This window comes from Microcoleus sp. K1-B1 (genome assembly GCF_036704705.1).
Classification (GTDB): domain Bacteria; phylum Cyanobacteriota; class Cyanobacteriia; order Cyanobacteriales; family Microcoleaceae; genus Microcoleus.
On sequence record NZ_JAUBSH010000025.1, the window covers coordinates 25808 to 42305 of the forward strand.

The following is a 16498-nucleotide window of genomic DNA, read 5'->3' on the forward strand; positions in this document are numbered from 1 at the left end:
GGAAGGTAAGGGAAATTAAAAAAAATGCAGCTCAAAGTGAGAGGGGTGTTGTGCCGGAAGAAACCGATCCCCGTTGAAATTGAAATTAAGAATCTTTTAAGATTGTAGAATGTAAAGAGCAGGAAATCTGTAACTTTGGGAGCAGTTTCATCTGGAATGATTTTTGGGTTGGCTACACCAGTGATTTCACCTAAGCCGCAGCAAGTCAATTAGTTGTGGTAAACTAACCAGTGTCCGGGCGGTGATTTGATCAGCATTCCCTGCGGTACGCGAGTTTAGTAAATGCGAATTTGCAAGGGGCAGATTTGAGAGCAGCAAATTTTAGACAAGCTAATTGATCCAGGGCAAATTTGAGCGGGGCTGCTTGGCTGCAAGCTAATTTACAAGGCGCTAATTTTACTCAAGCTAATTTAATCCAGAGTCCGTTTGAGGGGGTTAATCAAAAAAATGCTCAGGTTGCAGGTGTTATTTGGGTTGAGGCTAGTATTAAATAGAAGCAGAAGCTAAACCAATGCCCGCCTTATATTAGGGATAGTAATAAATGATCGGTACGATCGACTTTACGATTTGGGACGAGTTGCTGCAACGCTACGTTGACGATTTGGGCCGCGTCAATTATCGGGGCTGGAAAGCTGAGGGGGCGGATGTTTTGAGGGGGTGGCTGGAAAGTTTGGCCGATGTGGATTTGGCGGATGGTACTGATGCGGATGCGCGGCTGGCGTTGTGGCTGAATGCGTACAATGCGATCGCAATTTCTCAAGTTCTGGAAGTATATCCGATCGCGTCCATCCGTCCCAAAGTTTTGGGAATTCCCAACTGGCTGAGTTTTTTGGATTTTTTCACTCGTTCAAATACGATTATTGGCGGCAAAAAGTACAGTCTCAATCAAATCGAACACGCAATTTTGCGGCCGGAATTTGCGGAACCGCGCATCCATTTTGCATTAGTTTGCGCTTCAGTCGGGTGCCCGCTGCTGCGCCGGGGGGCTTATTTCCCGGAGTCGGTACGGACTCAACTAGAAGCGGATGCCAGCCGTTTTATTCACAATCCTGATAAGGTGCGATATGATGCCGAGAAAAAGACGCTTTATTTGAGCAAGATTTTTAAGTGGTACGGCGAGGATTTTGTAAAGGCGGCGGGTTCGGTGGCTGAGTATGTGGGCGGTTATTTGGGGCCGGAGGCGGCTGTGGGTGATGGATTGGCGATCGTTTTTTTGCCTTACGACTGGAATTTGAATCGGGTTGATGGATAAAATTTGCGGAAGTGGATAGGTGTTTTTTTGAGGGGTAATTTTTTTAGTCTGTCGTTACCCCTTCAAATTGCCAGATTCAACAGGGCGATCTGATGACTCCGAGGCAACAGGGCGATCGACTCGCTGGCACTGGCACGGCTGGCAAAATGTAGCCATCTAGCGGGGTTTAGAGGGTTTTGGGGTGATTGGTTAGGTTGCACGGCTGGCACGACTACAACAGCGCTCAGTATCGAATGCTCTTATCAGAATTGGCTGATTGGTGCGAGGTGTTTGCTTGCCCGGATGATATTTTCTGGGAGGGAGAATCTCAGGGGAATATGAGTGCTACTGTGGATAGGTTGGCGAAATTAGTATTGCTGGAGAATGTTGAACACGATGGAAGCGGAACTCTGTGACCGACTTTAAAAGCGATTTTTCCTTGAAGGACAAATAGTACACCAGCTTCTCCTAGCGCAGTAGCTACTAATTCCTCCCCACTCATTGGGGAAACTAATTGGATGGACAAATAATGGCAACTTTAGCTCAGTATCTGTACTCAATTGCACATTCAGATAAACCCCAAGATGAAGAAACTGAACATTTTAAAGAGTTTAGAGATAATCTCTTAAAAATGCCAGATATGTCTGTCGAAAAAATAGATTCAGAAATTTTAATTGAATCCCAAGTATCTCACCCTAAAAAAGCACTTGTGTCTCCTGCAACCATCTGTAGGAGGGTACATTCTCTTTTTCGTAAAAAACTAAAAGATGGAACAAAATTGTCTACTATTGTACGTTTTTTGTTGGCGGAGGTATATAAACACTCTCAAGACTTGGGGGAAATAACCGATGAAGAATTAGTCTCCGAGTGGAAAGCTACAATTGACCCACTTCTGAAAAATTTATTAGTGCAAGACAGGTTTAATACTCTTTTAGGTGTTTTTGAAAAAATACTTACTTTACCAGAGAAAGGTAAAACTATGCAAAACTATTTGAAAGTCAACGAGGAAAAATTAGAAGTAGAGATTGAAGATGAAACAGACGAATTAGATAAAAATAATTTTAGAATTAGAGTACCTAACTACTATCGATATTCTAAACTCCCCACTCGTGGGGAAGACTAATTGAATAGAGCAACAACAAAAGCTCTGAAATCATTTGGATTTCGGGGCTTTTACTGACCCACTGCGCCCAATTGTTTTGAGAAAATTTTGGGGCATTGTTGACCAAATGAGTCGTTTCACCGTCTAAGAGGGCTTTTAGAGGTTTGGTGGTACTGTTGGACGATCGGAACGGTTCGAGCGGTCGCAGCGCTGCACGGCTGGCAAGGTGGCGAGGTCGGAGAGGTCGGAGAGGTGACAAGGTGGCAGTGTCGATCGGACTGTTGGAGCGCTGGCATGGTGGCACGGTCGGAGCGGTGGCTGTCTAGCTTTTTTGCGTCACAGATGTCAATGAAAACCTGAGACTTTTTTAAAAACATGGCTTTACCAACGTATTAACATTTCTTATCAAAATAAATAATCTCAACACTGTAAGGGTTTGAGTTAATTTAACTGTTTTATCATTTCAGATTTAAGTTAAACAGTTAACGTAAATAGTTGACATACGTTAAAATGTATGTAACTCACTTTACCAAAGAAAAAAATGACAGATTTCAATTATCATAGTAAATCCACCACTCTAGAAAAACTCGTAAAATTATTAAGTTTTTCTAATAAAAATAATGAATCACTTCCTGAAGTTGATAAAAAATATAGTTTTCAACTCGATAATAAAACATTTGTAGAATTTTCTAAATACGATTGGGAAATTTTAAATAAGTTAATTTTTGAAGGACAAGAATTGAGTAATAGTCGTGAAGAAACTATAATGTTTTTTCTTGAAACAATTGAAGAAGATGAAAATGGATTTATTTATAATTATTGTTTTAACTTTACTATCAATAATTTACATTCATTAGCTAAAACACAAAAGAGATTACATAAAATATCCCAAGAAATTGATAAAGCGGAAAAATATCTAAACGAAGCTTATAACCTTTTTTATAATCCGTCTACAATTAATAATTTATCAGCTTGTGAATTTCGGGAATTAGCCATCTTAACTTTATCAAGAATTTATGATGACGATAAACAGTCTGTAAGTCTTCCTAATATATTAAATTGCATTATGACAGATTTTGATAAATGGTTAAAAATGCCTCATTCTAAATTAGAAAAAAAGAATTTAGATGAAAAAATGTTACTATCAGACTTGGAAAAAATATCTGATAAGTCTAATAAAATCGTACAGAAACTATTTAAACAAAGAAATAAGTCTATAGCACATTTAGATGAAGCGTATGTATTTAGACTGTTTAAAAGCTGTAAAGAACCAAACTGGGGTTTTCCTGTGCATTCAGAATTGGTAGAATTAATTACTATTGCTAAAGAATTACGTGATAGGTATTCAACAGCAATTAATATATAGTTTACAATTTACAGACACTTTTTCAACAGTTGTAAACTCTAGGCGGGGAAATATGGATTTCCCCGCCTAGCTTATTTTAAAATTGTTTTAGGTTTCACATCAGGATATTATATCGTATTTTGTAAGGGTTACAGGGCTTAGTAATATAAACGCATGATATTTAAATATCGTATTTTCTTGACCGCCTCTGGAATGGGTTTAATTTTATAACCAATCCCAAGAGTTTTCAGCTTTCGCAGTTGTCCGAGTGTTTCGGGGATAAAAGTAATCTCATTTTTTTGGATGAAAAGCTCTTTCAGATTGGAAAGTTGCCCTAGTGTCTCTGGGATAAAAGTAATCTTATTTCCATCAAGCCAAAGCACTTCCAGGCTGGAAAGTTGTCCGAGCGTTTCGGGGATAAAAGTAATCTCATTGTGATTGAGGTAAAGTTCTTTCAACTTAAAAAGTTGTCCGAGTGCTTCTGGTATAGAGGTAATTTTATTGTACATAAGTCCAAGCTCTATCAGCTTGGAAAATTGTCCGATCGATTTTGGAATAGCTGTAATCTGATTAAAGTTAATATTAAGGTTTTTTAGCTTGGAAAGTTGTCCAAGTGCTACTGGAATAGCTGTGATTTTGTTGCTATTAAGGGTAAGCTGTTTCAGATTATAAAGTTGTCCAATTTTTTCTGGGATAGTAGTAATTTGGTTGTTACTGAGGTCAAGCGATGTTAGATGCGTAAACTTGAAAATTTCCGGTGGAAATTCTTTCAGATTTAGTTCTGTCAAATCTAGCTTCTTCAAATTTTCGCTGATAACTCGCTCAATTTTTTTCACCGCTTCAGGTGGCGTTATCTCTTTTTTCTTTCCACCTAACACCGCATCATAAGGTCGGGGGTGTGCATTTCTGCCACCGAGTACAGCATCAGTAGGTTGAGGTTGATTCTCTTCTGACATTGGATTTGAATTATAAACTGTCTTACATTCTAACCTCTCTCCCTAATTACTGTCTTGAAAGCTAAATTTTTGGCGTTGCTTTGGTGAAAAATACTTTTGATGTACTGTTCACTGAAAAGCAAAATCAGAGTTTCCACGCCTAGCTTTTTGTACGTTTGACGCTCTATCTCAGGATATGGGTGTTTCCTGATTTGTAAAGGTTACAGGCTTTAGGCGGGGAAATAGCGCTTTCCCCGCCTAGATTTATTTAGCAAAGTAAGGTTGGTGATATTCTCACGTCACTATCTAAAAATGGTGTGACTGTTAGCGAAACTTACAGGTTGCAATCAACCTAAATCCCTATCAGGGATTGAAACATGGCCTTAATCAGGTTGAGGGTGGAGATTTTCACTAATCGGTAGGTGGTTAGATGAATGCTAACCAATTAGCTATCGATCGGCCCTTAAACCTCTCCACTCAAAATCTGTTGAACCGTCAAACTTAGCTGTGCAAACATCGGAGATACGATCGCCTCTCCATCCCGAAACACCCCAACCTCAACATATTGCCCCTCCTCAAGCCGCAAAACAGTCACTACTTGTTCAATTGGATCGATAACCCAATATTCTGCGATGCCCCGCGCTGCGTACTGAGCTCGTTTGCGTTGGCGAAGCCCTCGAAGAGGATCGTAATCCCGATCCCTGCCCACTCTACCCGGACTCACTACCTCCACAACAAACCGAGGAGGCAGCATATCGAAAGTGATAGTTAGCCTGATTGCTGTCAGCGGAATGTGTTCAGGTTCCAGAATTATCAAATCGGGGTAGCGGTTGGCCGCATCTCCCGATCGCAAAACGGCAACTTGAACCTCGCAATTATGCGTTTTAATCAGCCTGAGTGGCACTAGCCCGCTGCTAGCCAGATAGAAAAATAGATAGTTAGCAATGAAATTATTAGGTTCAGATTCTGGTGGCAAAGCTATTAACTCCCCATCAATTAACTCATAGCGTTGACCCGTATCATTTGAGTAATTAAGGTACTCGTCAAAAGTTAATTTTTTAGATTGAGCTTGTACCATAATATTACATTCCTTGATTTATTCGTTTCTTTCTGCTGAGAGTTTGTTTATGTAGAAACGGTTTCAACCGCCGAAGGATATCAATCAAAACTGCTGTGCTAGTTCAGCAGGTGTCCCAGCCTCCATCGACAATCGACGCACAAGTGACATATTAAAAACTATCACAGTTCAAATCCAATAAGGTTCAGTTAAAACTGTTTATTCCTCGGAGATCCCCCTAAATCCCCCTTAAGAAGGGGGACTTTGAGTAAGTTCTTGTCCCCCCCTTCTTAAGGGGGGCTAGGGGGGATCGGGCTTAACTGAACCGTATTGAGTTCAAATCCTCTGGAATATAAACAATGATTTCAGATAAATTTCGGCGCGAGTTGCGAGATCAAGCCAAACTCTGGCAAGCAGAAGGACTCATCGACACTTTATTCTACCAACAACTTTCCGAACGCTACCAATTCAACACACTCGAAACCGCCTCCCGCAACCGTTTCCTCAGCATTCTCATCAGTCTCGGCGGCATTCTCCTCGGTATAGGAGTCATCACCTTTGTAGCCGCAAACTGGCAAGTTTGGTCGCGCGAAGTGAGAGTTGCACTGCTGCTAAGTCTTTTCGTAGCAGTCAATGCAGCAGGTTTCTATCTGTGGCGAATTCCCCCATCCCGAAGCAAAAACTCCCATCCCAATATGCCCGCAACAAAAGGGCGAAACAAACTCCTAGGTGAAGGATTGTTGCTGTTAGGATCTCTGATTTTAGGAGCAAATATGGCATTGATGGCGCAAATGTTCCATATTGGCGGTTCTTCCTACGGACTTTTCCTTGCTTGGGGAATCGGCGTGCTCGGAATGGCTTACAGTTTGCGGTTGACTTCCGTGGGCGTTTTGTCCGCACTTTTAATCGGTTTGGGCTATTGGCTTGCCGTGTTAGATTGGTCTTCTAAAGTCGAGTTTTCTTGGCTGGAAGTTTTGGTGCGGCAAATGCCGATCGCAGCCAGTATAATGTTTGTGCCGCTGGCTTATTGGTGTCGATCGCGTGCTATTTTTGCCATAGGTGCGATCGCGATAATTTTTTCCCTACAAGTTTCTATCGTCCAAGGCTTAAATCTAACCTGGGGTACAGCAATTTTTTGCGCCCTACCGCCCGCTTTGCTGTGGGGATACGACGATGCAATCTGGCCGAAGGTACGCAGCAAGCTGTTTCAACCTACCGCCCGCAGTTTAGCACTGCTGTTTCTCGCCAGTTTGTTTTATTTTCTTTCTTTCCACTGGTGGTGGCAAGATTCGCCGAATCCTGGGCAAACTGAGCTGGATTGGGTTTTGCTGACAAATGTGGCTGTTTTGGGCGGTTTCACGGTGTTTGAGTGGCTGCGTTTGGGACGTTTGGAACTGCGGCGGCCGAAACAAAATGGTGTGGATTTGAGTACAGGTGCGATCGGCATTTTCATCCTCGCCAGCGCCTTAATACCGCTTATTCACCTCAATTTTACTCCCATTCCTCAATTAGCAACTTTTCTGTTCAATGTTTTATCATTTTTGCTCGCTGTCGGCTTAATCCGAGAAGGTTTAGCATTAGGAAACCGCCGGACTTTTTGGGGAGGCATGGTATTAATCACCCTGCAAATTATCAGCCGAGTATTTGAATATAACACAGGATTGTTGCTCAAATCTTTTGTATTTGTTTTGTGCGGAATTGGCGTAATTGCTGCTGGTTTGTGGTTCGAGCGCCACTTCGCAAAAATCCCCGATGAATAGAAATTATTCATCTCTCTCTTCTCTCACTCAGCGCCCTCTGCGTTCTCTGTGGTTTAATCATTCCGAAACAACCGCAAACAATATAACCCATACATAACATGAACACAAACAACACTGACTTATTAGTTAAAAATCCAGATACAACAAATCTGTTTCAGCTTTCCCCAGAAGCAAAACGCCTTCCCGCGTGGCGGCTGTGGGTTCCTTTACTCTTGCAAATCGGACTAATTGCCGCCGTACCCGCCACCGCAGTTTACACTTTTATTACTGGCAAAACAGTTGTCCTACAAACAGCACCAGTAGACCCTTACGACTTTTTGCGCGGATATTACCAAGTTTTGAGATATGATATTTCCGATCTCACAAATCTCCAAAAACTCCCCGACTGGAAAGATTTACCTACCGAAAAAAAACCTTGTCCGCCCGGAATTGTTTGTCCCAAAAATACGCACAATCTCAAACCACAAACCAGTTTTTATGTAATCTTAGAAGCGCCAAAAGCCGCGACTAATCCCGGCCGCCCCCAAGCTTGGAAACCCGTCCGCGTCAGTCTCAAAAATCCCACCAATTTGCCCGCCAACCAAATCGCAATTAAGGGAAAATATAACGGTTGGCAGATGGAATACGGCTTAGAAACTTATTATATGCCAGAGGATGAAAGGGAAAAAGTCAATCAGGAGATTAGCGAAGCTCAAAGGAAGCAACGACAATCTTTTTTGGTAGAAGTAAAGGTTGACAAAACAGGCCATGCTGTGCCTGTAAGTTTGTGGGTGCGCGATCGCAATTATCGATTTTAGCTGATATCTCGCACCATTGTCAGCAACAGGCAAGATGCCTGTTCCACAAGAAAATTTATATTTTGTGGAACAGGCATCTTGCCTGTTCCTAAACAAGTAATTGAAAATGGTGCAACGTATGAGTTTTAGCCAATCAGGGCAAAAGGTCGATCGACCTTTTGGCCTTGTTTTGAGTATTTTGGCTTAGAGATGGCGCGGATGTTGGGCGATTCCCGACCGCAACGGGCCCGCAGGCGCAATGGGATAGCTTCGCTCGCGCACACCTTTCAATTGCCGACAACCCAGGAGAATCTAGTGAAATACCTAACACTAACCTTGCGGTATAGTGTAGGCTTCGTGTCTCATTTGCCGTTGCTCTGTTGGGTATCCCATTACTGGGTATTCGTCACCTAAGACGATCCAAGTCTTACACAGCATCTCTGGCTTTGCAGCCTTTATCCCTTTGTAGGGAACCCACGCAGAAACCCTGTTTCCCAAGGCAAAAAACTATTCCGTATGACAAACTTGGATTGTATTTCACATTAGAACGTATCCCAATAACCAGCGGTCTGTCTTTTCCCCCTTTCTCTCGCAGTTATCCTTGGTAAGCATACTACTGCTACTGTGACCTGTTGTTTGCAGCCGAGTGGGTGGGTCGCAACCACTTATATCTTACCATCTTTTTGTGAGAAATCAGGAAATTTTTGATTATTTCATAGACATTGCTTGGCTTATATCCCAACGCCCAATAGAGGACAATTACAGCGTAGGACTTACGCCAATTGAGTTAAGATATATAAGACTTGCATAAATCTTGCCAGTTCAAGGGCGCAAGTCATGACTCTACTGGAGCTTCTCATGTTAGCCGAGCTAATCTCAGCCAGACGAATACTCAAGACCAAACTCCTCGACTTCTTAGGACTTCCCGAAAATTGCCAAGACCAAACGGATCATCTCGTCAACCGAATTGTATCCCTGCTGGAAGCAAATCCCGCCGAACAAGAAAGATTTTGGGAGACATTCAAAAGTGAATTAGCCGTCGATCCGGTAGAATTAGAAACAATACTCAAGTGTTCGCCCGCAGAACGCCAGCAGTGGATTGAACAAGACAAACTCCCTATTTTAGAATACCGCTCTTTCCGCAAATCAGGAATCCATTTAGAATATCCTGTTCACGACAGAAGATTCATCTTAAGTCTAACGCCAACCGATATTAATAATTGGCGTAAAGAACCCAAAGGGCTGATTAAAAATAATCACCAAATACCCACCCCAATCAATACAGAAAACCCTGAAGAAAACGAACAATCGCGATTAGCTTTTAGTTCAGCTTGGGAAAAAATTATTGCCGACTGGAAAGAACAAGGTTCGGAAGAAATTTCAGCAACCTTCCAGCTAGCTTACTGGACAGTTTGGGCGTCGCGCTGGGCAAAAGAAAATCAGCTCAACAGCTTTAAAGCAATTAAACATAAGGAAGTCTACGAAACTCACCAGCAGGAATGGTACCAGCGAAAAAATCAAGCAGTCAAGTTACTGATTGAAATGCCCTACGCCATGCTTTACTTCTACCGTCCGGCGGATTCTGACAAATTATATCTCGAACTGTGCGACGACCACCAGGAAATGATGAAAGATGCCTACTATTGGGACAAGTGGGACTTTTTCTATCAGAACCGCAAACTTGTAAATAAGTGCCGCGAATGTGTGTACTGCGAAACCAAAGATTATTACTCGCTTTACTATCTCGAAATCAAGAGCGACAAGTTTCCAGATTTTAGCTTTTCTTTCCACACGCCGTACACCATCGGCAGAAAATTTTTGCCACATCCAGAAACGCTACCTTATGTAGACCACGTAGAACAGGACGGCATTTTTCGCTTTGGTCGCCCGCTGCTGGAACAAGAGAAAGCTATTCACACCGAAAAGGATGTATTGCTCAAGTTTGAGGCTGCTTTGGCAGCAGCGAAAAAGTTTGTTTAGTTAGGAGTCATTAGTCATCAGTCATTAGTCATTAGTTATGAAGGATTAGCGATGACTAAATATTCCTCATTTTAAAAGTAAGAACTGAGCAGTGTTTAGTCAATAATTGGCGCGTCCTTTACTAATGACTAATGACTAATGACTGCTGACTAATGACTGCTGACTAATGACTGCTGACTAATGACTTTTGAAGTTGGATTACTTGAATGCTGTAGCCAGCATAAAGTTTTGGTTGTGGAGTTACTTCGGAATTGTACGATCGCAATCCCACCTCTGCAAACCAACTCCCCAAGTCAGTTTCAGTCTCAAACAACCACAAAAAAACAGCCAGCCCTGGCCTAAATACCGGATTTGTATGCCGATGAATATCTACCAAAATGAATAGACCACCGGGTTCGATCGCGCGGTATACTTCCTGAAAGATTTGTCGCAATTGCGCCCGTTGCATTTCGTGCATCGCAACGCTGCTGCGTACTCCTGTCAAACTGACAGTCGGCAAAAGCTTCTAAATAATAATCGGCTGATGGCACATTTTTCGTTGGTCGTTGTGACCCAAACGAGGATTGCCGCCTACGCTCAAAGCAGCCAGACGTGCGATCGCAATCCTAGAGACACTGATACCGATAACTTAAATCTCTAAAAAATGTTGCTATAGTCAAAATTATGTATACCTTGCTATCGACTTAAGATATTATTAAATTATATGATAAAGATAAGTAACAGAACTGAGACGATGGGAGAGCTGTAACCGCTATGGGTCGTGTGGGAGTATTGCTATTAAACTTGGGCGGGCCAGATCAAATCGAGGATGTCCGTCCTTTCCTGTTCAACTTGTTTGCTGACCCGGAAATCATTCGCATTCCGTTTCCGTGGATGCAAAAACCGCTCGCCTGGTTGATTTCGACCCTGCGCTTTCAAAAATCCCAGGAAAACTACCGCCAAATCGGGGGCGGCTCTCCTTTGCGGCGAATTACCGAGGAACAAGCCCTAGCCCTGCAAGAACGATTGCAGTCCAAGGGACAAGATGCTCGAGTATACGTGGGGATGCGGTACTGGCATCCTTTTACCGAAGAGGCACTCGCCAAAATTAAGCGCGATCAGATCGAACACTTGACCATTTTGCCGCTGTATCCTCAATTTTCCATCAGCACCAGCGGTTCTAGCTTCCGGCAGCTAGAAGAAATGTGGGGCAAAGATCCAGCCCTCAAGGATATAGAATATACCGCAATTCCTTCTTGGTATAAGCGGCCTGGTTACATTCAGGCAATGTCGGAACTGATAGCCCAACAATTAGACCACAATCCTGATCCCGATCGAGTTCACATCTTTTTCAGCGCCCACGGCGTCCCCCTCAGCTACGTAGAAGAGGCTGGAGACCCCTATCAGCGCGAGATTGAAGATTGCACTCGTCTGATTATGGAACATTTGAATCGATCGAACGAACACACTCTAGCTTATCAAAGTCGGGTTGGCCCGGTGGAATGGCTCAAGCCTTACACCGAAGACGCCATTACCGAATTGGCAGAGAATGGAGTCCAAGATTTGTTGGTAGTTCCGATTAGTTTTGTTTCCGAACACATCGAGACTCTGCAAGAAATTGACATGGAGTATCGAGAATTAGCAGAAGAATCGGGGATTAAAAATTTCTACCGAGTGCCGGCCCTGAATACTCATCCGGTGTTTATTGAAGCCTTGGCCGATTTAGTCATCGAGTCGATCGAATCTCCCAGCGTTAAATTCTCTGATGTTATACGCCCTTCCAAGATAGTGAAAATGTACCCTCAAGAGCAGTGGGAGTGGGGTTTGACCACGGGGGCGGAAGTCTGGAACGGTCGTGTGGCGATGATTGGTTTTGTGGCACTATTGCTGGAGTTGATTACGGGTCAGGGCCCGCTACACTCGATCGGATTGCTTTAAATTGACAGTTGACAGTTGACAGTTGACAGTTCACTGTTGACAGTTGACTGTTGACAGTTGACCGTTGTTACAAATGACTAATGATATCCAATCCCTTGGGATCGGAATTATTTATCTCTCTCTTCTCTTTCTCAGCGCCCTCTGCGCCCTCTGCGGTTAAACCATTCCGAAACAACCGTACACGATATAACTAATCACTAATTAATCAGGATCGCGCTTGCGGCGGCGGGGATTTCCCTTATCGCCCGGTATTCCCTGACTTTTGTACCAGCGATACCACTCTTTTGAACTGCGAATTGCCAGCCACAGCAGCATCATCGCCACTAACCCTCCCTGCCGCGGTGCGTCAAAGGCAAACAAAACCAAGGAAATGCACAGAACATCTTGGAGGAAAATCACCCAAATCGGCAAACCCCGCAGCCGATAAAACCATCCAGCTTGTACCAGTTGCAGCACTAAAGCCAACAAACCTCCTACAACACCAATAATCCACAGCATCCAAGGGTGAGCAATAATGTCGTCGATCGAACTTACCTGAGCGATCGCAATTCCCATAATTGCTCCTACAATGGGGCTGAAAATAATTTGCACAATTTGCAGTACCCGCTGTCCTACAAAGGTTTTAGAAGCAAATAACTCTAACAGCGACCAACTCACTAAAATTGCTATCACCACTTGGGGGTGAAGCCCAGACAATAGAGGTATTTCCGACCAAAGTTTGTCAATCCGCAACAAACCAATTAACAGCAGGGGCAGGGCAATTCTCATACCCCCTGCCGCAGACGCAGAGAGTGCGGCTAGGAGTCCAACCATAATAATAATTCAGTTTCTAACGTCAGCTAAAGCCTCGATCTATTTCAGAATTTAATTCCCCTGATGGCTGGCTGTGATTTGAGCGAGCGAACTCAAATTGAGGCTTGAGCTTAAATATCACCCTCCATTGTAAGTGTATCTGCTTAATCCTGCTTGGCACTGCGATATTGTCGATCGACACAAGGTAGTTGACTGTTAACTGTTGACTGTTGTCAGAAGAAAGGAGGCAGCATTCAACCAGGATTGTGATTAAATTAGCTTAAGCACTCGAAGCCTTCTTCTCTCTGACAACAGTCAACAGTCAACTAACTTCTTATGTCTGAATCATTATTTGCCGATGCCAGCCGCCGATTAGAACGAGCCTTAAAATATGTGTCCCTGTCCGAGGATACGATCGAACGGCTGAAATACCCCAAATCCAGTTTAGTGGTATCGATTCCCGTGCGGATGGACGACGGTTCCCTGCGAATTTTCCAAGGTTATCGGGTGCGCTACGACAATACCAGAGGCCCGTCTAAAGGAGGAGTGCGCTATCATCCGGGAGTATCCCTTGATGAAGTGCAATCCTTAGCATTTTGGATGACTTTTAAATGTGCAGTTTTGAACTTGCCTTTTGGAGGAGCCAAGGGCGGAATTACTCTCAATCCCAAGGAATTGTCCAAACTGGAATTGGAACGGTTGAGCCGAGGCTATGTCGATGCGATCGCAGATTTCATCGGCCCCGATGTCGATATTCCCGCGCCGGATGTCTACACCAATCCCATGATTATGGGTTGGATGATGGATCAGTACAATATTATTAAGCGGCAGCTTTCTCCAGCGGTTGTGACTGGAAAACCAGTGACAATTGGCGGTAGTTTGGGCAGAGATACAGCCACAGCAATGGGTGCTTTTTTTGTAGTACAAACTATCTTACCCAAATTTGAACTCAATCCTCAAGATACAACTGTAGCAGTACAAGGTTTTGGTAATGCAGGTGCAGAAATAGCAGAACTGCTCTGGAAAGCAGGTTACAAAGTTGTTGCTGTCAGCGATTCCCAAGGAGGAATTTATGCTAAACAAGGTCTGGACATCCCCAGTATTCGAGGCTTTAAAGACTCGAACAAAGGTATCAAAGCTATTTACTGCGAAGGTTCAGTTTGCAATATTGTCGAACACGAAATATTGACAAATGATCAACTTTTAGCATTAGATGTAGACGTGCTAGTTCCAGCAGCTTTGGAGAATCAAATAACTGAAGCGAATGTTAATGATGTTAAGGCTAAGTTTATTTTTGAAGTAGCTAACGGGCCGATTGATTCTGCTGCTGATTTGATTTTAGAAGCGAGGGGAATTCAGGTAATTCCTGATATTTTAGTCAATGCCGGAGGCGTAACGGTTAGTTATTTTGAGTGGGTGCAAAATCGCAGCGGGCTTTATTGGACGCTGGAGGAAGTCAATCAGCGGTTGAAGCATAAAATGGTCGAAGAAACTGAGGCAATTTGGAGAAAATCTCAGGAATTGTCAGTTTCCATGAGAACTGCGGCTTACGTGTACGGGTTAAATCGACTCGGAGAAGCGATGAATGCGAAGGGAACGCGGGATTATTATGTGAACGGTTGAGGGAAGTGCGGTAAGATTGTGCGATCGCACAATCTTACCGCACTTATTCGAGAAAAGTGCAGTCTACGAACCGACTTGGCAAAACTTGGCTTGGAATTGGGGAATTTTAGGTTTGCACGCCGCAGTTTATTTAACCGCCACTGTGCTGTTGCAGAAGCGGAAAGATATTTTTAAATAACGCACGATGGGTCGTTGCTCCGACACCGCCCTGAAATGCAGATCAATTTTTTGGTATAATTACTTCCATGCCAAGACAAGACATCTATCATGATTGCGTCAAAAATGCTTTAGCCAAAGAGGGCTGGGAAATTACAGACGATCCGCTGACAATCGAATTTCAAGACCTGCGTCTCTATGCGGATTTAGCAGCAGAGAAGCTATTCGCTGCTGAAAGGAATCACCGAAAAATTGTTGTAGAAATCAAAAGCTTTACGAGTCCTTCCTTAGTTTCCGAACTAGAAAAAGCTGTCGGACAATACAATATATACCGAGGCTTTTTGAGGCGGCAGCATCCCGAAAGAGAAATATATTTAGCAGTACCTCAACAAATTTATCAAGGATTTTTTATGCGTGTTTCTATTCAAACGATCCTCCAAGACCAAGAAATTAAGTTAATTGTTTTTAATGCAAGTTCTGAGGAGATAGTACAATGGATAAGCTAGAAAAGTATCGGCAGATAGTTCAAAAAATTGTAGCCGTTCACGGACAGTATAAATCCAGTCAGCCAGAAATTGAAAGTCTGACAATTTGCGATCGACAAAACGATAACTATTTATTGATGGGTGCAGGATGGAATCAAACTGGCAGAGTTCACAATATTGTTTTGCACCTCCGCCTTCGCGAAGGGAAGATTTGGATTGAATGGGATGGGATTGAAGAAGGAGTGACTCAAGAATTGCTAGAAGCTGGAGTTTTACCAGAGGATATCGTGCTGGCTTTTTATCCTCCTGAAATGCGCGTTAATACCGGGTTTGCAGTTGCTTAATATCAAACCAAATCCGAGTCTAATACTCCTTGTCTCTGTAACGACAGTTGTCAAAATGGGAGACTACAGCACAGAACCGGAAACCAAAGCAACGCGAAAACCGATGTCGTTGTGCGGACGTTCGCCCGCTTCCTGGTACGATAGGCACTGCGGCAAAGGATCGCATTGTTGAGCCAAGAACTGCCACGCAGCACCCGGCGATCGTCTGTGCCAGCTTCCCAGGAATTTCATCTGAAATTGCACCTCTTATCATGTTGCTATTAGTTACAAATTTAAAAAATATTTAATCTACCAAATCCTCTAAGGAAAGCTTCAGGAGGTCGCACAATGCTTTCGTCTGTTCTAGATACAGCTTTGGAATATGTCTACCTGCTTCCCAATTTTTCACCGTCATTACAGTCACGCCCAATTCATCAGCAACTTGCTGCTGCGTCAAAGAAAGCGATTGGCGTCGCTGTTTGAGTTTTTCCCCCACACTACTCATTAACTATCCAAATTCAGAATTCCTATGGTTAAGTTGACTTAACCACAATTTGTCCGTAGTATGAGAGGAGAACATCACATTCGTCAGAAAGCCAGTGCGTCCCGGCTACCAACCTATCAGCACTGGCTCTGGCTCCCATACGTATGGAGACAAGTTAATTATGCCTTACAAAGAACGACTTTATCCTTGGGTTATGGTTCGTTTGCTGCCCAAAATGCAGCGGTTGACAGTTGGTCAGTTCCGCACTCGATCTGATGCGGACGGTCATCTAGAGATTCTCCGTCGCTTGGTTCCTGGCGGGAAATTCGCGGTGATATTTAACCCCGACTTGCTAGAGTCGCAGCAAGCTGACACTTGCTACAGAACATTCGATCGGTAATTTTCAAAGAATCCCTTCCCGGACAGGGGGAGAGAGTGACAATTAGTCGTTGGGTGGGGGCGGGTTTACGAGATTATTGATTTTAGGCAATTATGGTTGGTGAACTCACCCCTACGATTTTTGCTGAACCAG

Annotated in this window: 21 protein-coding genes; 15 read left to right on the top strand and 6 right to left on the bottom strand. The window is 43.4% G+C overall.

From position 1 onward, the window contains the following. Positions 1 to 260: 260 nt before the first annotated feature. The 6 genes from QUA83_RS11925 (at position 261) to QUA83_RS11950 (ending at position 3699) form a co-directional block, all read left to right on the top strand. Positions 261 to 338 (top strand): pentapeptide repeat-containing protein, encoded by a 78-nt coding sequence (locus QUA83_RS11925; RefSeq protein WP_333293403.1) that lies wholly within the window; start codon positions 261 to 263, stop codon positions 336 to 338. Positions 339 to 350: 12 nt separating this feature from the next. Next, positions 351 to 494: a pentapeptide repeat-containing protein gene (locus tag QUA83_RS11930; protein WP_333258921.1), complete on the top strand. Its 144-nt coding sequence runs from the start codon at positions 351 to 353 to the stop codon at positions 492 to 494. Positions 495 to 541: 47 nt separating this feature from the next. Then, positions 542 to 1252, top strand: a complete 711-nt coding sequence (locus QUA83_RS11935; RefSeq protein WP_333293368.1) for a DUF547 domain-containing protein — start codon at positions 542 to 544, stop codon at positions 1250 to 1252. 233 nt (positions 1253 to 1485) lie between these two features. Then, positions 1486 to 1647: a hypothetical protein gene (locus QUA83_RS11940; RefSeq protein WP_333293369.1), complete on the top strand. Its 162-nt coding sequence runs from the start codon at positions 1486 to 1488 to the stop codon at positions 1645 to 1647. A 98-nt stretch (positions 1648 to 1745) separates the two neighbouring features. After that, the gene (locus tag QUA83_RS11945; protein ID WP_333293370.1) at positions 1746 to 2354 is read left to right on the top strand and encodes a hypothetical protein; all 609 of its coding nucleotides are present in this window, start codon (positions 1746 to 1748) and stop codon (positions 2352 to 2354) included. Positions 2355 to 2874: 520 nt separating this feature from the next. Beyond that, entirely contained in the window at positions 2875 to 3699 is an 825-nt protein-coding gene (locus QUA83_RS11950) for an AbiU2 domain-containing protein (protein WP_333293371.1), read from the top strand. 137 nt (positions 3700 to 3836) lie between these two features. Here the strand turns inward: QUA83_RS11950 and QUA83_RS11955 are convergent, their stop codons facing one another. Together QUA83_RS11955 and QUA83_RS11960 are read right to left on the bottom strand one after the other, a co-directional pair. Next, positions 3837 to 4634 (bottom strand): leucine-rich repeat domain-containing protein, encoded by a 798-nt coding sequence (locus QUA83_RS11955; RefSeq protein ID WP_333293372.1) that lies wholly within the window; start codon positions 4632 to 4634, stop codon positions 3837 to 3839. A 442-nt stretch (positions 4635 to 5076) separates the two neighbouring features. Continuing rightward, the gene (locus QUA83_RS11960; protein WP_333293373.1) at positions 5077 to 5691 is read right to left on the bottom strand and encodes a Uma2 family endonuclease; all 615 of its coding nucleotides are present in this window, start codon (positions 5689 to 5691) and stop codon (positions 5077 to 5079) included. Between the two features lie 338 nt (positions 5692 to 6029). Between QUA83_RS11960 and QUA83_RS11965 the strand changes: the two genes are divergently transcribed. The 3 genes from QUA83_RS11965 (at position 6030) to QUA83_RS11975 (ending at position 10186) form a co-directional block, all read left to right on the top strand. After that, positions 6030 to 7430 (top strand): DUF2157 domain-containing protein, encoded by a 1401-nt coding sequence (locus QUA83_RS11965; protein WP_333293374.1) that lies wholly within the window; start codon positions 6030 to 6032, stop codon positions 7428 to 7430. A 98-nt stretch (positions 7431 to 7528) separates the two neighbouring features. Further along, the gene (locus tag QUA83_RS11970) at positions 7529 to 8227 is read left to right on the top strand and encodes a GDYXXLXY domain-containing protein (RefSeq protein ID WP_333293375.1); all 699 of its coding nucleotides are present in this window, start codon (positions 7529 to 7531) and stop codon (positions 8225 to 8227) included. Positions 8228 to 9064: 837 nt separating this feature from the next. Continuing rightward, on the top strand, positions 9065 to 10186 hold the full coding sequence (locus QUA83_RS11975; protein ID WP_333293376.1) for a hypothetical protein: 1122 nt from the start codon (positions 9065 to 9067) through the stop codon (positions 10184 to 10186). A gap of 163 nt (positions 10187 to 10349) precedes the next feature. Here the strand turns inward: QUA83_RS11975 and QUA83_RS11980 are convergent, their stop codons facing one another. Then, positions 10350 to 10685 (bottom strand): hypothetical protein, encoded by a 336-nt coding sequence (locus QUA83_RS11980; protein ID WP_333293377.1) that lies wholly within the window; start codon positions 10683 to 10685, stop codon positions 10350 to 10352. 254 nt (positions 10686 to 10939) lie between these two features. Between QUA83_RS11980 and hemH the strand changes: the two genes are divergently transcribed. After that, the gene (gene hemH, locus QUA83_RS11985; protein ID WP_333293378.1) at positions 10940 to 12103 is read left to right on the top strand and encodes a ferrochelatase; all 1164 of its coding nucleotides are present in this window, start codon (positions 10940 to 10942) and stop codon (positions 12101 to 12103) included. 201 nt (positions 12104 to 12304) lie between these two features. Here hemH and QUA83_RS11990 read toward each other — a convergent pair whose 3' ends face one another. Then, the gene (locus QUA83_RS11990; protein WP_333293379.1) at positions 12305 to 12916 is read right to left on the bottom strand and encodes a DUF4126 domain-containing protein; all 612 of its coding nucleotides are present in this window, start codon (positions 12914 to 12916) and stop codon (positions 12305 to 12307) included. 315 nt (positions 12917 to 13231) lie between these two features. Here QUA83_RS11990 and QUA83_RS11995 point away from each other — a divergent pair, with 315 nt between their 5' ends. The 4 genes from QUA83_RS11995 to QUA83_RS12010 all read left to right on the top strand — a co-directional run bounded on the left by QUA83_RS11995 (position 13232) and on the right by QUA83_RS12010 (position 15503). After that, the gene (locus tag QUA83_RS11995) at positions 13232 to 14518 is read left to right on the top strand and encodes a Glu/Leu/Phe/Val dehydrogenase (protein WP_333293380.1); all 1287 of its coding nucleotides are present in this window, start codon (positions 13232 to 13234) and stop codon (positions 14516 to 14518) included. A gap of 16 nt (positions 14519 to 14534) precedes the next feature. After that, positions 14535 to 14696, top strand: coding sequence for a hypothetical protein (locus QUA83_RS12000; protein WP_333293381.1), 162 nt, complete (start codon positions 14535 to 14537; stop codon positions 14694 to 14696). A gap of 67 nt (positions 14697 to 14763) precedes the next feature. After that, positions 14764 to 15180 (top strand): element excision factor XisH family protein, encoded by a 417-nt coding sequence (locus tag QUA83_RS12005; protein ID WP_333293382.1) that lies wholly within the window; start codon positions 14764 to 14766, stop codon positions 15178 to 15180. Beyond that, complete coding sequence (locus QUA83_RS12010; RefSeq protein WP_333293383.1) at positions 15168 to 15503, top strand: XisI protein; 336 nt, start codon at positions 15168 to 15170, stop codon at positions 15501 to 15503. Before QUA83_RS12005 ends, QUA83_RS12010 begins: the two co-directional genes overlap by 13 nt. A 63-nt stretch (positions 15504 to 15566) precedes the next feature. Here QUA83_RS12010 and QUA83_RS12015 read toward each other — a convergent pair whose 3' ends face one another. Both QUA83_RS12015 and QUA83_RS12020 read right to left on the bottom strand, forming a co-directional pair. Then, positions 15567 to 15734: a hypothetical protein gene (locus QUA83_RS12015; RefSeq protein WP_333209487.1), complete on the bottom strand. Its 168-nt coding sequence runs from the start codon at positions 15732 to 15734 to the stop codon at positions 15567 to 15569. 52 nt (positions 15735 to 15786) lie between these two features. Further along, positions 15787 to 15987, bottom strand: a complete 201-nt coding sequence (locus QUA83_RS12020; RefSeq protein ID WP_333293384.1) for a helix-turn-helix transcriptional regulator — start codon at positions 15985 to 15987, stop codon at positions 15787 to 15789. A gap of 160 nt (positions 15988 to 16147) precedes the next feature. On the opposite strand from QUA83_RS12020, the gene QUA83_RS12025 reads away from it, so the two are divergent. Beyond that, positions 16148 to 16366: a hypothetical protein gene (locus tag QUA83_RS12025; RefSeq protein ID WP_333293385.1), complete on the top strand. Its 219-nt coding sequence runs from the start codon at positions 16148 to 16150 to the stop codon at positions 16364 to 16366. The last annotated feature ends 132 nt before the right edge of the window (positions 16367 to 16498 follow it).

Bases quoted from the DNA above. Each gene is read 5' to 3' on its own strand.
- QUA83_RS11960 (WP_333293373.1), bottom strand. From the start codon at position 5,691: ATGGTACAAGCTCAATCTAAAAAATTAACTTTTGACGAGTACCTTAAT.
- QUA83_RS11935 (WP_333293368.1), top strand. From the start codon at position 542: ATGATCGGTACGATCGACTTTACGATTTGGGACGAGTTGCTGCAACGC.
- QUA83_RS11940 (WP_333293369.1), top strand. From the start codon at position 1,486: ATGCTCTTATCAGAATTGGCTGATTGGTGCGAGGTGTTTGCTTGCCCG.
- QUA83_RS11965 (WP_333293374.1), top strand. From the start codon at position 6,030: ATGATTTCAGATAAATTTCGGCGCGAGTTGCGAGATCAAGCCAAACTC.
- QUA83_RS12010 (WP_333293383.1), top strand. From the start codon at position 15,168: ATGGATAAGCTAGAAAAGTATCGGCAGATAGTTCAAAAAATTGTAGCC.
- QUA83_RS11970 (WP_333293375.1), top strand. From the start codon at position 7,529: ATGAACACAAACAACACTGACTTATTAGTTAAAAATCCAGATACAACA.
- QUA83_RS11950 (WP_333293371.1), top strand. From the start codon at position 2,875: ATGACAGATTTCAATTATCATAGTAAATCCACCACTCTAGAAAAACTC.
- QUA83_RS12020 (WP_333293384.1), bottom strand. From the start codon at position 15,987: ATGAGTAGTGTGGGGGAAAAACTCAAACAGCGACGCCAATCGCTTTCT.
- QUA83_RS11975 (WP_333293376.1), top strand. From the start codon at position 9,065: ATGTTAGCCGAGCTAATCTCAGCCAGACGAATACTCAAGACCAAACTC.
- QUA83_RS11995 (WP_333293380.1), top strand. From the start codon at position 13,232: ATGTCTGAATCATTATTTGCCGATGCCAGCCGCCGATTAGAACGAGCC.
- QUA83_RS12025 (WP_333293385.1), top strand. From the start codon at position 16,148: ATGCCTTACAAAGAACGACTTTATCCTTGGGTTATGGTTCGTTTGCTG.
- QUA83_RS11990 (WP_333293379.1), bottom strand. From the start codon at position 12,916: ATGGTTGGACTCCTAGCCGCACTCTCTGCGTCTGCGGCAGGGGGTATG.
- QUA83_RS12005 (WP_333293382.1), top strand. From the start codon at position 14,764: ATGCCAAGACAAGACATCTATCATGATTGCGTCAAAAATGCTTTAGCC.
- QUA83_RS11955 (WP_333293372.1), bottom strand. From the start codon at position 4,634: ATGTCAGAAGAGAATCAACCTCAACCTACTGATGCTGTACTCGGTGGC.
- QUA83_RS12015 (WP_333209487.1), bottom strand. From the start codon at position 15,734: ATGAAATTCCTGGGAAGCTGGCACAGACGATCGCCGGGTGCTGCGTGG.
- hemH (WP_333293378.1), top strand. From the start codon at position 10,940: ATGGGTCGTGTGGGAGTATTGCTATTAAACTTGGGCGGGCCAGATCAA.